The sequence below is a fragment of the Neobacillus novalis NBRC 102450 genome (assembly GCF_001591805.1).
Classification (GTDB): Bacteria; Bacillota; Bacilli; order Bacillales; family Cytobacillaceae; genus Neobacillus; species Neobacillus novalis.
Genome location: NZ_BCVP01000051.1, coordinates 13,852 through 27,621 on the forward strand (window position 1 = coordinate 13,852; position 13,770 = coordinate 27,621).

General features: G+C 40.9%; 12 protein-coding genes and 1 other annotated feature. Of the genes, 4 read left to right on the forward strand and 8 right to left on the reverse strand.

The genetic code is table 11. The features are described from left to right. Positions 1-108 precede the first annotated feature (108 nt). From BANVL01_RS24435 to BANVL01_RS24450, 4 genes are all read right to left on the reverse strand, one after another. Positions 109-798 (reverse strand): alpha/beta hydrolase, encoded by a 690-nt coding sequence (locus tag BANVL01_RS24435; protein WP_066095244.1) that lies wholly within the window; start codon positions 796-798, stop codon positions 109-111. 33 nt (positions 799-831) lie between these two features. Then, the gene (locus tag BANVL01_RS24440; protein WP_066095241.1) at positions 832-2,211 is read right to left on the reverse strand and encodes a UDP-N-acetylmuramoyl-tripeptide--D-alanyl-D-alanine ligase; all 1,380 of its coding nucleotides are present in this window, start codon (positions 2,209-2,211) and stop codon (positions 832-834) included. Positions 2,212-2,315: 104 nt separating this feature from the next. After that, positions 2,316-3,392 carry a D-alanine--D-alanine ligase gene (locus BANVL01_RS24445; RefSeq protein ID WP_066095238.1) on the reverse strand — a complete coding sequence of 359 codons (1,077 nt, stop codon included), beginning with the start codon at positions 3,390-3,392 and terminating at the stop codon, positions 2,316-2,318. Positions 3,393-3,553: 161 nt separating this feature from the next. Next, the gene (locus tag BANVL01_RS24450) at positions 3,554-4,330 is read right to left on the reverse strand and encodes a hypothetical protein (RefSeq protein ID WP_066095233.1); all 777 of its coding nucleotides are present in this window, start codon (positions 4,328-4,330) and stop codon (positions 3,554-3,556) included. 302 nt (positions 4,331-4,632) lie between these two features. Between BANVL01_RS24450 and mgtE the strand changes: the two genes are divergently transcribed. From mgtE to uptA, 3 genes are all read left to right on the forward strand, one after another. After that, positions 4,633-5,991, forward strand: a complete 1,359-nt coding sequence (gene mgtE / locus BANVL01_RS24455) for a magnesium transporter (RefSeq protein WP_066095230.1) — start codon at positions 4,633-4,635, stop codon at positions 5,989-5,991. Between the two features lie 160 nt (positions 5,992-6,151). Beyond that, positions 6,152-7,339 carry an FtsW/RodA/SpoVE family cell cycle protein gene (locus tag BANVL01_RS24460; protein ID WP_066095227.1) on the forward strand — a complete coding sequence of 396 codons (1,188 nt, stop codon included), beginning with the start codon at positions 6,152-6,154 and terminating at the stop codon, positions 7,337-7,339. A 132-nt stretch (positions 7,340-7,471) separates the two neighbouring features. Then, positions 7,472-8,065: an undecaprenyl phosphate transporter UptA gene (uptA, locus tag BANVL01_RS24465; RefSeq protein ID WP_066095224.1), complete on the forward strand. Its 594-nt coding sequence runs from the start codon at positions 7,472-7,474 to the stop codon at positions 8,063-8,065. Positions 8,066-8,098: 33 nt separating this feature from the next. Here uptA and BANVL01_RS24470 read toward each other — a convergent pair whose 3' ends face one another. The 4 genes from BANVL01_RS24470 to argS form a co-directional block, all read right to left on the reverse strand. Next, entirely contained in the window at positions 8,099-9,277 is a 1,179-nt protein-coding gene (locus tag BANVL01_RS24470) for a NupC/NupG family nucleoside CNT transporter (protein ID WP_066095222.1), read from the reverse strand. A 236-nt stretch (positions 9,278-9,513) separates the two neighbouring features. Next, on the reverse strand, positions 9,514-10,707 hold the full coding sequence (locus BANVL01_RS24475; protein ID WP_066095219.1) for an MFS transporter: 1,194 nt from the start codon (positions 10,705-10,707) through the stop codon (positions 9,514-9,516). An 81-nt stretch (positions 10,708-10,788) separates the two neighbouring features. After that, on the reverse strand, positions 10,789-11,253 hold the full coding sequence (locus BANVL01_RS24480) for a DinB family protein (protein ID WP_066095216.1): 465 nt from the start codon (positions 11,251-11,253) through the stop codon (positions 10,789-10,791). Positions 11,254-11,326: 73 nt separating this feature from the next. Then, positions 11,327-13,021 carry an arginine--tRNA ligase gene (argS, locus tag BANVL01_RS24485; RefSeq protein ID WP_066095213.1) on the reverse strand — a complete coding sequence of 565 codons (1,695 nt, stop codon included), beginning with the start codon at positions 13,019-13,021 and terminating at the stop codon, positions 11,327-11,329. A 49-nt stretch (positions 13,022-13,070) separates the two neighbouring features. Further along, positions 13,071-13,284, reverse strand: a binding site (T-box leader). Positions 13,285-13,384: 100 nt separating this feature from the next. Between argS and BANVL01_RS24490 the strand changes: the two genes are divergently transcribed. Beyond that, a complete protein-coding gene (locus BANVL01_RS24490; protein ID WP_066095209.1) occupies positions 13,385-13,639 on the forward strand; it encodes an alpha/beta-type small acid-soluble spore protein in 255 nt (84 codons plus the stop codon). Positions 13,640-13,770: the final 131 nt, after the last annotated feature.

The following is a 13,770-nucleotide window of genomic DNA, read 5'->3' on the forward strand; positions in this document are numbered from 1 at the left end:
AAGAGTATGCCCTTAATTAATCGTCCTTTAGACACGTCGATGACTATCATACCACTATTACTAGTATTTTGCAATAAAGACAAGTTCTAAACAATCGGAGAACCGATCTTACCGCTCCATCAAAAAGTCTAACACTTGAGAAAACAGGGCAGCTTTCTCCTCACAGTGACAAATAAGATGTTTAGATTGCTTAATAAACATTAGTTTTTTTTGTTTTGCACCTATGGTTCGATATAAGTATTCAGCACTTTTGGGCGGCACAATTCCGTCGCACTCTCCTTGTGCAATTAACGTCGGCACTTTCACCTGGTTTAACAGCGGCTTAATAAAAGTAACAAGCCTGCGGAATTGCAATGTGGCCGCAATGGGGGTCTCTGTTATTTTTCTTTTATAGTGCAGAAATAATTCATTTTCGCGCAAGTTTCCTTGCAGGGAATCCAAAATCGCCATTTTAATATCAGCAGCGAGCTGCCTTGGATTAATATAATATGCCGCGGCACTAAGAAGAATCAGCTTTTTGACAGGATAATTAGCGGCAAGATAACTGGCGATAAGGCCGCCCATGGAAAAACCTATTACATACATTTCATCACATGTTTCGCTAAGCTTGCCTAGTTCTGCCCCAGCGTGATCAATCCATTGTTGGTAATGAATTCCCTTTAATGAGCTGAGTTCCCCATGTCCTGGCAGTGTAGGGACACTAAAAACCCAATCGGTCCGTTCCTGTAAATAGCCGACAAGCGGCTCCACTTCATAAGGCGCACCCGTAAATCCATGAATGCACAAACAGCCAATCATCCTTTCTCCACCTGCCAATTACTCCCGATTTTTTTATTTGTTTTGCAGTGCCATTACGATTTCTTCTAATTTCATACCCCGTGAAGCTTTCACCAAAACTAATGTGGCTTCATCGACATACTGTTCTAACTTTTGAATCAGTTCATCCTTGTTTGTATAAGCAAACACTCGTTGTTCTCCCAAAACCTTGCCTGCTCCTTTGGCTATGTCTTTTCCCAATGTCCCAAATGTGAACAGATAATCAATTTTATCGGCATCTAAGCCTTCACCTATTTGCAAATGGTATTGTTCCTCTTGCGGTCCAAGCTCGAGCATGTCCCCAAGCACAAGGATTTTTCGCTCGTACCCCTGAATGTTGGCCACTAATTCGATTGCTGCCATCATTGAAGTCGGACTAGCGTTATAGGCATCATTGATTATCTTTTCCCCACGCCGCCCCTCGACAAGCTCCATCCGCATATTTGTCAGCTTGATGCCCGCCAAGCCAGCATTGATTTTCTCAAATGGAATTGAAAAATATTGTGCAATCTCCATGGATGCCAGAGCATTTAAAATATTATGGGTCCCTAAGACAGGCAGCTCAAAGACAACGTCCGAACAGTTAATTTTGAAGCGGTTTCCTTGCTCCATTTGCGTGATTTCTCTCGGGTACATATCATTGGTTTCATTTCTGCCAAAGGTTTGAACCCGGACATTGCCTTCATATTGTTGAATCCGATTCATTAGCAGCGGCTCATCACCATTTAGCACAGCCAGTCCACCATTTTGCAGTCCTTCTAAGATTTCAAGCTTCGCTTCCGCAATTCCTTCCCGTGAACCAAGATCGAGCAGATGCGACTCACCAATATTCGTGATGACGACAGCATCAGGGCAGGCAAGCTTTGTCAGGAATTCGATTTCACCTCTGCCGCTCATTCCCATTTCCAAGACGGCAATTTCTGTATCCTCACTTAACCCTAAAACGGTTAACGGCAGTCCGATATGGTTATTATAATTTCCTTCTGTTTTTTGAACCTTATACTGGATGGATAAAAGGCCTGCGGTCATATCCTTCGTCGTTGTTTTTCCATTGCTTCCCGTAATTCCGACTACTTTAACAGGTAATTCTTTCCGGTACTTTCGTGCTAGTTCCTGCAAGGCAATCAAGCAGTCATCAACCACAAGAATCGGCAAATCGGCCGGCGGGTTCGGAACATTCTTTTGCCAAAGAGCTGCAGCTGCCCCCTTTCCGATGGCTTCTTCGACATATTTATGACCGTCCGCATTCTCCCCTTTAAAAGGAATAAACAAGTTACCTGCTGCTATTTTGCGGGAATCAATTGTAACTCCATCAATCATTACTTCAGCAAACGGGCTGATATCATTTGTGGCGGAAACCATTTCTGCCAACTGCTTCATCGAACGTTTTATCAATTTGATACCCTCCTTTTATAAAATATAAACGGACACGGCATCTAAAGCCGTGTCTCCGATTGTTTTTTGTGTCTAGCTTTAGCGGCCAGTGATGCTTTTCGTTTTTAAAAAGTATATTTTATCTGTTGTTTTTCTTCATGTCTTTCTTTGGCAAGATTAACGAGACGCTCAATTAATTGCGGGTACGCAAGCCCGGTATGCTTCCACAAAAGTGGGAACATGCTAAACGGTGTGAAGCCCGGCATCGTATTTACTTCGTTAATTAACGCCTTTCCGTCCTTCGTTAAGAAGAAATCGGCACGAACAAGACCGGAGCAATCCAATGCTTTAAACGCTTGAATCGCCATTTCTTTTATCTGCTCGTATTCTTCATCTTTAACGTCGGCCGGGATAATTAAGGCCGTATCGCCATCCTCATATTTGGCTTTATAATCATAGAAATCCGTTTTCGGAACAATCTCACCGGGAATAGAGCATTCCGGATAGTCATTCCCTAAAATGCCAACCTCGATTTCACGAGCCACAACACCCTCTTCAACAATAACTTTACGGTCAAATTGGAATGCTTCCACGAAAGCCGTTTCTAGTTCAGCCCGATTTGTACATTTGCTAATACCAACACTCGAGCCAAGATTTGCCGGCTTCACAAAGCAAGGAAAACCGAGCTTAGCCTCGACCTTAGAGTACGCCTCTTCTTTTGAGTGCTCCCATTCACTTTTAATAAAAGCAACATAGTTTACTTGTGCGAGCCCGGCTTCGGCAAAGACATTTTTCATCATCACCTTATCCATTCCGGCGGCTGAAGCAAGCACCCCGTTCCCCACGTACGGTAAGTTAAGCAATTCCAATAACCCTTGTACCGTTCCGTCTTCCCCGTTTGGTCCGTGCAATAATGGGAAAATGACATCAAGCGGTGCTTCCTGTTTTTCACCGTGGAATAGTGCTGGTGCCAGGGATAAAGGCGATAATTGATTGTCAGTAGAAAACTCAAGCGCTTTAACATTTTCTACCGGCCCGCTAAGCTCTGGCCCTTTAATCCAATGGCCTTCAACATTTATGTAAATAGGATGAATTTCAAATTTTTCAAGATCCAATGCTCGAATTACAGCAAGAGCTGTCTGCAGTGACACTTTATGCTCAGCCGATTTTCCTCCGTATAACAATCCTAGTTTTGTTTTCATACCAAAACCTCCATTTTCTCATTCACGTTTTTATTTTAACACTTTATTAAATAAGAAAGGAAATGCAGCAATGTTGTTTTTTAATGTTTTTTCTATACAGTATTTTATGATTCTTACTGCTTAGTTAACTACAAAATAAAACCTCCCCAATGCGGAGAGATTCAAATGACATTTAGCTTCCATTCCTTTGTTTTTTTATCAAAGATAATCTTAGCATCGCAGGGTTTATTGGAGATTTGCTCGTATTCTTCGTACATATCATCCATATTAGCGAAATCGCCCATCACCCAAATGGGAATTTCAATTCTTGTTCGCTGATGGTCCGCATCCCTTAGAGAAAAGCAAATACCTTCTTTGATGAAGGGTGTTAACGATAGGAGGATTTCCTTATTCACCTGCGGATAGGCACGCTTTTTTCTAATCCCAAGAATTGTTTTTTCCAGCTTTAACTCTCCAAGCTTGCCGGCAATTACTTCACTTAGTAAATGAAAAAAATCCTTAAAGCTTCGGTAATAGATTTTGTTTAACCAGCCATCATCATGTGCCAGGTAAACAAAACGGTTGCCTAGCTTATTATAAAAAGGCGATTTTAAATGTTTCTTTTGATGACCTAGAAACAGTAATTCAGCCATTTCTTGGTCAGATAGTTCATTCAAGACTTCTTCCTCAAGAAAATCTATCCAGCAGAAATCTCCGTACCCATAAACATCTTCCTGCGCTAATTTGTTAATTCTTTCTTCCGGACAATATTCGAGTTGGGTATGCATATTAAAATCAGCGTCATCAAAACGATGCTTTAATAAAAGCAATTGATTTAATGAACCTGAAAAAGCAGCAGCAAATTCACCGAATTCGATACCGTAGGACAATACATACTGATCTGTTTGATTTAAATGGACATAGATGAGATCCCGTATGTCTTGATGATGCTTTTTCAAAGCCGAACTCCTCCGATCAAACTTGGGTTAAATGATAATAAAAAGACAATTTCCATGAAACTGCCAAATGGTTTTGTCAATACTTCCTCATTTTATCAAATAATAGGATAAATAGCTTATTTCAATTCTTTTACAAATAATATTTTTTGATTAATATCATGACTTTGCCCTTTCCAATCGTTAACAATGTCAAGGATTAGATTTTCTTCCTGTTATTACATATACTATTTTTAAGGTTCTATAAACTATTATTTGTTTTTTTTATTTTTTAAGCCGCACCAGGTAAAGGAGCGAGTGCAAGCATGATCAAAGATATGACGCAAGATGAAATCACCCTATATATTATTAAAACGCTAAAAGAAAACAAAAAAACAGAGTTTGAAGCGGTAATTGAAGAGCTTCATCCCTATGATGTCGCAAAAATCTATCAGGACTTACCCGAGAAACATAAAGCAAGATTTTTATTATTTTTGAAATTTGATGTCCTTGCTGACCTGATGGAGGAGCTTGAAAAGGAAGAGCAGCTCGATTTATTGAACAAGCTTGGAATTGAAAAGTCCGGTAAAGTCCTTGATTTAATGGATAATGATGACTTGGCACTATTATTAAATGAGCTATCTCCCGAAAAGAAGGATTCCCTCCTCTCAGGGATGAAGACAGAAGAGTCCAATGCCGTAAAGGGCATTATGAATTATCCGCCGGAAACAGCGGGAAGAATCATGACGAACCGCTTTGTCTGGATTCGCGATTATTTTTCCGTTAGAGAAGCCGTCGAAAAGTTTAAAGTCTTCGCCGGATTTGCTGAATCGATTAACTATTTATATGTTATTGATGAAGCACGAAAGCTGGTTGGTGTTGTTTCTTACCGGGATTTACTGCTAGCGGAACCGGAGGAAAAAATCCGCACGATTATGTATGAACGTGTTATTTCCGTTCCCGTAACGGCTGACCAAGAAGTTGTCGCAAAAATGGCCGAGCGGTATGATTTCTTGGCAATCCCCGTGGTCGACGAAGACAATGTCCTTGTCGGGATAGTTACAGTCGATGACATCATCGATATTGTAATAAAGGAAGCAAATGAAGATATTGAAAAGTTATCGGCATCAGGGAAATCGATAGACTTTGAAACGAAAACACTCGTTGCCGCAGCAAGGAGGCTTCCTTGGCTGATTTTACTATTATTCATCGGGCTCATTTCCGGAAGAATTATCTCCAGTTTTGAGGATACGCTTCAGCAGGTTGTTGCCCTCGCCTTTTTTATGCCGATGATTGCCGGGATGACGGGGAATACAGGTACACAGTCGCTTGCGGTTGTCGTCCGCGGGCTAATTTCGCACGATATTGATAAAGGGGTTATTACCCGTTTAGTGATGCGGGAACTCGGTGTAGGAATAACCATCGGGGTGACCTGTGCCATCCTAATTTCGATTATCGCTTATATTTGGCAGGGCAATCTGATATTAGGCGCTGTTGTCGGCTGTTCACTTTTCTTCACGCTCATTATCGGGACACTTGCCGGAACAATTATTCCGCTCATTCTTTACCGCTTTAAGATTGACCCTGCGGTGGCGTCTGGACCGCTGATTACCACCTTAAACGATATCTTTTCCCTGCTCACCTATTTCGGAATTGCAACGATGTTTTTAAAGCATTTGATGTAGTTTCTTCTCTTATTTTCACAAAAATAAAGTTGAAACATTTACCGCTGTGACTCGTTATGTACTATATGGGGTTGTATGATTTTCCCTGCGTAGGTGTTGTGAGCAAACCCTTTATTTGCTAGGCTAGAAGGAAAGGAACATAGAAAAATAGGTGGAGCCAATGGACAAACAAATAAAAAAAGCAGATCGTTTTGATTGGACATTAACATTATTATTATTTCTTTTTTTCCTCGTTAGCTGTGCAGCCATTTATAGTGCCCAGGCATCAGGACAATATGGCGGAAAAAATTTTTTAGTCATGCACATTTTTTGGTATTGTTTAGGTGCCGCTATTATATCTGTTGCTATCTTTATCGATAGCTATCAATATAAGCGGCTTTCCTGGTATTTATATGGTTTCGGTCTCATTTTACTAATTGCCGTTTACGCTGCCCCGGAATCAATCGCTCCAGTCCGAAATGGAGCGAAAAGCTGGTTTATCATTAAAGGGATCGGGCAGATTCAGCCATCAGAATTCGTCAAAACCTTTTTAATCTTGGCATTAAGCCGCGTCATTATCACCCATCAGGAAAAGCACCTCGAAAAAACGCTAAAGACTGATTTTCTTTTACTATTAAAATTAGGGATCACAACGGCTGTGCCGCTAGGATTGATCATGCTCCAGCCGGACCTGGGGACAGGGCTTGTCATTTTATCCATATTAACTGGCCTCATCTTGATTTCCGGGATTTCGTGGAAAATCATTATCCCGATATACAGTGCTGGTGCGTCGTTCGGTGCGCTTATTTTCTATCTTGTGTTAATCAAGCCTGAATTTCTTGAAAAATACCTGCACGTACAAACCTATCAATTCAACCGGATTTACGCCTGGCTTGACCCAAATAATCACGCAACCGATTCAAGCTATCACTTGCTGAAATCAATCAGAGCAATTGGCTCAGGACTCATAACTGGCAAAGGTTTCGGCAATCGCGAGGTGTATATCCCCGAGGCTCACACCGACTTTATCTTCAGCGTTATTGGTGAGGAGTATGGCTTTGTTGGCGGCAGTATTGTGGTTGGACTCTTCTTTCTGCTCATCTATCATTTAATCAAGACTTCCTTAGAAACGAAGGATCCGTTTAATACCTATGTTTGTACGGGCATTATTAGCGTGATCACCTTTCATGTCTTTCAAAATATTGGTATGACGATTCAAGTGCTGCCAATTACGGGGATTCCGCTGCCGTTTATCAGCTATGGCGGCAGCTCGCTTATGGGAAATATGTTTGCCATGGGTCTAATTTACAGCATTCGATACCATCATAAAACGTATTTGTTTTCTTCGGAAAATTCGTTAAGTCAATAGGCAGGAGCAATACGTTGTGCTGTTTTTCATTATTAGGCATATTCGACGGAAAAGCACCATATTTATTTCTTTATGAGACAAACTGGTATAAACTAAATAAAGTTATAAATAATACATTAGCGAAGGTGAACTATGACAGAATTTATTAACAATATTTTAGAATTCTTATCCCATTTAGGATATTTCGGTATTGCCTTAGGATTAATGATTGAGATCATCCCGAGTGAAATTGTTTTAGGCTATGGCGGCTATATGATCTCGCAGGGACATTTGAATTTTGTCGGAGCCGTTATTGCTGGAACCATCGGCGGTACGATTGCCCAGCTTTTTTTATATTGGGCCGGATATTACGGCGGCAGACCCTTTTTGGAGAAATACGGAAAATACGTACTTATTAAAAAGAGTCATATTGACCTTGCAGAGCAATGGTTTAATAAATATGGTGCCGGAGTTATTTTCTCGGCACGTTTCATTCCCGTTGTAAGACACGCGATTTCGATTCCAGCTGGAATTGCAAAAATGTCAGCTAAAAAGTTTATCCTTTACACGGTGGCAGCTGTTTTGCCATGGACAATTATTTTCCTATATGTAGGTATGGTACTAGGCAGTAATTGGGGAGAAATTAAAGATAAAGCACATCCATATGTACTGCCAACTATTATTGCAGCTGTCGTATTAGGTGCTATCTATTTTATTATCAAGAAAACAAAGAAAACCACCGATTAAGCGGTGGTTTTCTTCTTTTCCAAGATAAGGAGATTATAGCATCAGGCCGGTGATCGTTGCTGTTAAAAGGCTTACAAGTGTTGCTCCATAAAGTAATTTAAGGCCAAACCTTGCAACAACGTTCCCTTTCTTCTCATTTAAGCCCTTCACTGCCCCTGCAATAATCCCAATTGATGAGAAGTTTGCAAAGGAAACGAGGAATACGGAAACGATTCCGATTGTTTTATTGGATAAAGAATGGCTGACTTTGCCTAAATCGATCATCGCGACAAACTCATTGGACAATAATTTGGTTGCCATGATTGTTCCAGCCTCCACTATATCGGATGCAGGCACGCCGACGATAAAAGCGAACGGTGCAAACACATAGCCCAGCGCCATTTGGAAACTAATACCGAAAATCCCAGCAAACACATGGTTAATCAAACTAATTAAGGCAACAAAACCAATTAGCATTGCCCCAACAATAATAGCCACTTTAAAGCCATCTAAAATATATTCACCAAGCATTTCAAAAAATGTTTGTTTTTCTTCTTGGATATCAAAAATATCTTCTTCCTCACTAACTACATACGGGTTAATGATATTGGCAATGATAAATCCACCAAATAGGTTTAAAACCAGCGCCGTTATGACGTACTTCGGGTCAATCATAGTCATATAGGCCCCTAAAATCGAAGCTGAAACCGTTGACATTGCCGATGTACACAAAGTATATAGCCGATGCTGCGGCAGATGAGGAAGCAGTTTTTTCACAGAAATAAACACTTCTGATTGTCCAAAAACAGCCGAGGCGACCGCATTATAGGATTCTAACTTTCCCAGACCGTTTATCTTGCTCAAGATTAAACCAAGATAACGGATGATAATTGGGAGCACCTTAATGTGCTGCGCGATCCCTATTAGTACGGAAATAAACACAATTGGCATTAGAACATTTAGGAAGAAAGGCATTTCCCCCTTGTTGGCAATCCCGCCAAAAACAAAATTAATTCCGTCAGCCGCATAACCTAGAAGATAGTCGAACAAGGCCGATATCCCTTTAATGATTAACAGACCAAATTCGGTATTTAGCAACACAAATGCCAGAATTAGCTGCAAAATAATCATCATGACGATCGGTTTAAACTTAATCCCTTTTTTATTGTAACTGACGATATAGGCGAGTAAAAAAATAACCGCTAGCGCCGCTAAAAAAATAATAACTTTCAAATCTTTTTCTCCCTTTCCTGGTGTCAGATTAATTATGTAAAGAAGTGAGAAAGTAATTAAAATGATTCGACAAAAATCGACAAAACTTCAAAACACAAATTTGATTATAGAATTAAAATGGAAGGGCTGTCAATTCAAACAGATAAAGTAACAATATTCAGGTTTCCCCTACTTTTCAAATTTATCCTATTTTTCTCGTTCAACCCAAAAAGAAAAACAGCTTGGTTAGAAGCTGCTTATCCCTCCTCGGTCACACTTAACCGATCCTTATATAGGAAAAAGAAATAAAGCAACATCGAAATAAAAACGGATATCGCTGCCGCTAGATAAATACTGCTGTAGCTGAATAGGTAGCCAATTTGACCAAACACGATGGCTCCTGTCCCAATTCCTAAATCAAAAAAGGAAAAGAAGGTGGCATTTGCCATTCCTCTTCGATTTAATGGAGCTTTTTCTATCGACCATGCCTGCAGGGCAGGCTGTACCGTGCCAAAACCAAGACCATACAGACAAGCTGCTATATAAAGAATAGCGCTATTAGGAAGCCAGGCTAACAAAAGCATCGCTGCCAAAATCAACATGGTTCCAGGGATATATACCGCCCGATGTCCTTTTCGATCATATAGTTGACCGGCAAATGTTCTTGTTACCATTAAGGCTATCGCATACAGAAGGAAGTACCATTGAATGCCTCCTATATGTTCTTTTGCTGTGTACAACGGCAGAAAGGAGGCAATCCCGCCAAACGTGACCGTCAGAAAGAACATCAGCATCGATGGTCTCAGTGCACTTTTTTCATATAAATCCAGCTTAGCATTTGTTTTTTTCGGTTGTGGTTCAACTTTTTTGTAGCTAATTCTTGAAGACAACAGAAAAGCAATTAGTCCTAAACCGGCACAAATTAAGAAAAAGAATTGAAATGATAGGCTCCCGTTTGTTAAGGAAAGCCCCAGCGCTGGACCGAAAGCGAGCGCCAAATTTCCCGATAATCCATAATACCCCATTCCCTCGCCTCTTCTTGCTGGAGGGATTAAATCGGTTGCAATTGTTCCCGATGCAGTTGTGGAAAATCCCCAGCCCACCCCTTGCACCACACGCATGACAAAAAGAAGCGCGATACTCGTTAGGAACCCAAATGACCCGACAGATAGGACAAAAATCGATAAACCGATTAAATAAACAAAGCCTCTCCCCTTTGTTTCAAGCGCATGTCCTGCAATCGGGCGCAGGAGCAGGGCTGAGAAGGTAAAAATGCCGACAACAACGCCAATTAATTGATCATTTCCGCCTAATTGTTCTACAAAAAGGGGAATAGTCGGCAGTGTCATCTGAAAGCCAAGAAAGATAAAAAAGTTAGCAAAAACAATAAGAACAAAATCCTTTGTCCAGATCTTTTCCTTAGGTCCTTCATTAATCATCTGTTTATCCATTTTTGCAGAGGACTTCCTTCCTATATAAATGAAAAAACGTCTCTACGGCTAGTAGAAACGAACTTTCATTAGATTGTATTTTTACGATTGGGTCTTTTCTATCACACGCTTCATGGCTTGAATTTGTCCTAAGTGCAGCGACTCATGGAAGACTGCAAAGTTAGCGAGCTCACCAAAGGTTTCTTGACCAAGGAACGGAGTTTTCAGCTTTTCACTGAAACTCTCTGCTGGAATTTCTTTAATCCTTCTTAATTGCTCCTTAAGCTGAGTTGACAATTCTTGAACTGATGGAACGTCACCATTCCAATCAGCCGGTTTGGTGCCAGTCGCAAATAGCTCCATATAGTTTGCTGGCAGATTCGTTGACTTTTGGGGAAAACCGAACATAAATTGTTCCGTGACAGTTAATGCATGGCCAATGTGCCAGTGAATCGTATTGTTAAATCCCTCAGGCTGTACATCTACAAGGCTTTCATCCAGTGAAGCTACATTTTTCAAGAAATAGTTCCTTGTTAACTCAAAGCTCTTAAATAATAATTCACTCATTTCAACTTTCCCCTTTCTAATTTTCCTAGCTATAGTTTATACCATATTAAGCCAGTTTTGAAACAAAATGAACTTACATTTCTTCCGGCGCTTCAATGCCTAATAACCGCAAGCCTTCTTTAAGGACGACCGTGACACTGTATACTAGGGCTAAACGTGCCGGCTGCTCCGTACTTTCCTCAAGGACTTTTACTTCGGCGTAATATTTATTGAAGGCTTGCGCAAGGTCGACTACATATTTAGCAACCTGTGATGGGTCAAGGTTTTCACAGGCCCGTTGAATAGCATTCGGAAATTCGATAAGCATGCTTATTACCTTCCACTCTTTTTCCCAAGTAGTATGGCAGTTGGCAGGAGGTACATCGGCCTGCCAATTGCCTTTTCGTAATATGGAGCAGCCCCGGGCGAACGTGTATTGAACATATGGACCTGTTTCGCCTTCAAAGCGGAGCATTTCCTCTAAGGAAAATTCAATATCGTTCATCCGATTGTTCTTTAAGTCGTGAAAAATAACGGCTCCAACGCCCACTTGTTTGGCCACTTCATCTTTATTTGCCAGGTTTGGATTTTTTTCTTCGATATTATGTCTAGCCATCGCAATCGACTCTGTTAACACCTCTTCGAGTAGCACAACTTTGCCTTTCCGTGTCGACATTTTCTTGCCGTCCTTTAACATCATCCCAAACGGAACATGAACCATTTTCTCTGCCCACGGATAACCCAATTTACTTAACACGGCAATTAACTGTTTAAAATGAAGGCTTTGCTCATGTCCAACGACGTATAAGGATTTAGCAAAGTTATAATTTTCCTTGCGATAGAGGGCGGCCGCCAAATCACGGGTAGCATAAAGTGTCGCCCCGTCTGATTTTTTAATCAGGCATGGCGGCAGCTGCTCATCAGTCAGCTCAACCACCTGGGCTTGATCGGATTCTACCAGTAATTGTTGTTCCTCAAGCAGTTGAACAACTCGGTCCATTTTATCATTATAAAAAGCTTCACCAGCATATGAATCAAATTGGATGTTCATCAACTCGTATATTCTTGAAAACTCCTTTAATGATTCATCACGAAACCATTGCCAAAGCATTAACGCTTCCTCGTCGCCATCCTCGAGCCGTTTAAACCAGCTCCGCCCTTGGTCCTCAAGTGATGAATCAATTTCCGCTTCTTTATGGAATTTGATATATAGCGCCAGTAGCTCCTTTATGGGGTTTTGTTTTACCTGTTCAGCATCTCCCCAAAGTTGATAAGCGGTGATTAACTTCCCGAACTGTGTACCCCAGTCACCAAGATGATTAATTTTGATTGGTTTATAACCGCACTTTTCTACGATGAGCGCTAACGCATTTCCAATAACGGTTGAACGCAAATGTCCCATTGAGAAAGGCTTGGCGATATTTGGTGACGACATGTCAATTGTGACATTGCCGCCGCCTCCGAATTCATGGGCGCCGAAATGACCTGTTTGTGTGATAATTTCACTGACTACCTTTTCCGAAACCAACTTTTTATTTAAAAATAGATTTAGGTACGCTCCCACCACTTCTGTCTGTTCGAAAATTGGCGATTGAATCTTTTCACTTAGTTCTTGGGCAATCATATTTGGTGATTTCCGTTTTAATTTTGCCAATGTAAAACACGGAAAGGCTAAATCACCGTGCGACGCGTTTTTTGGTTTTTCAACCATCAGTTCGAGTTCATCTGCTGAAATTTCTTGTTCAAGCAGCTCAAACAGTATGGCTGCAAGCTCCTTTTTAAAATTCATTCTATAGACCTCCTTTATTGTTAGAAAACAAAAAACCCCCGCCTCTATATGAAGAGACGAGAGTTGACTATCCCGCGGTACCACTCTAATTGTTCAAAAAGAACCAGCTTTCCCTTTGTAACGGAGTATTCTCCGGCGTACCCTACTTGGTTTCGGGTTTGCATCTCAAAAGTGCGCTTCATTATCTAATCTGTATCAGGCTCACACCGTCCCCGACTCGCTAAAACATCCTCGATAACTACTCTCTTTTTCATTGATTTTTCCATCTTGATTATCAGTTATTATACTGGAAAGATAAGGATTTATCCAGTCACTATTGAATTTTTTTATTAAGGCAATCCTATTAGTAAAGGAGGGATTTTTATGGCGAGAAGAAATAAAATACTTGTCCCGGAAGCACGAAGAGGTTTAGATGAGTTAAAAGCAAAGGTCGTTCAATCCGGGAGCCCGGAAAATGCCAAATTTGAAGCTGCCGAAGAGGTCGGCGTTCCATTAAAAAAGGGCTACAATGGACAGCTTACATCCGAACAGGCTGGAAAAGTCGGCGGCAGGCTGGGCGGCAGCATGGTTCGCGAGCTTGTGAAAATGGCGCAGGAAAACCTAAGTAAAAGACAGTAATGGTTGGGATCTATTTTGTAGATCCCTTTATTGATTCGATTACCCAATATTAGATTCATTTTTTCTCCTTTTCGATTCGGGTTTTATGAATTACTTTCCGCTTTGGACCCTTTACTCTCCAGTTCTGTGGA

Excerpts from the sequence above, each read along its gene's own strand:
- BANVL01_RS24435 (WP_066095244.1), bottom strand. The coding sequence starts at position 798 with ATGATTGGCTGTTTGTGCATTCATGGATTTACGGGTGCGCCTTATGAA.
- BANVL01_RS24445 (WP_066095238.1), bottom strand. The coding sequence starts at position 3,392 with ATGAAAACAAAACTAGGATTGTTATACGGAGGAAAATCGGCTGAGCAT.
- mgtE (WP_066095230.1), top strand. The coding sequence starts at position 4,633 with ATGATCAAAGATATGACGCAAGATGAAATCACCCTATATATTATTAAA.
- BANVL01_RS24460 (WP_066095227.1), top strand. The coding sequence starts at position 6,152 with ATGGACAAACAAATAAAAAAAGCAGATCGTTTTGATTGGACATTAACA.
- uptA (WP_066095224.1), top strand. The coding sequence starts at position 7,472 with ATGACAGAATTTATTAACAATATTTTAGAATTCTTATCCCATTTAGGA.
- BANVL01_RS24475 (WP_066095219.1), bottom strand. The coding sequence starts at position 10,707 with ATGGATAAACAGATGATTAATGAAGGACCTAAGGAAAAGATCTGGACA.
- BANVL01_RS24480 (WP_066095216.1), bottom strand. The coding sequence starts at position 11,253 with ATGAGTGAATTATTATTTAAGAGCTTTGAGTTAACAAGGAACTATTTC.
- argS (WP_066095213.1), bottom strand. The coding sequence starts at position 13,021 with ATGAATTTTAAAAAGGAGCTTGCAGCCATACTGTTTGAGCTGCTTGAA.
- BANVL01_RS24490 (WP_066095209.1), top strand. The coding sequence starts at position 13,385 with ATGGCGAGAAGAAATAAAATACTTGTCCCGGAAGCACGAAGAGGTTTA.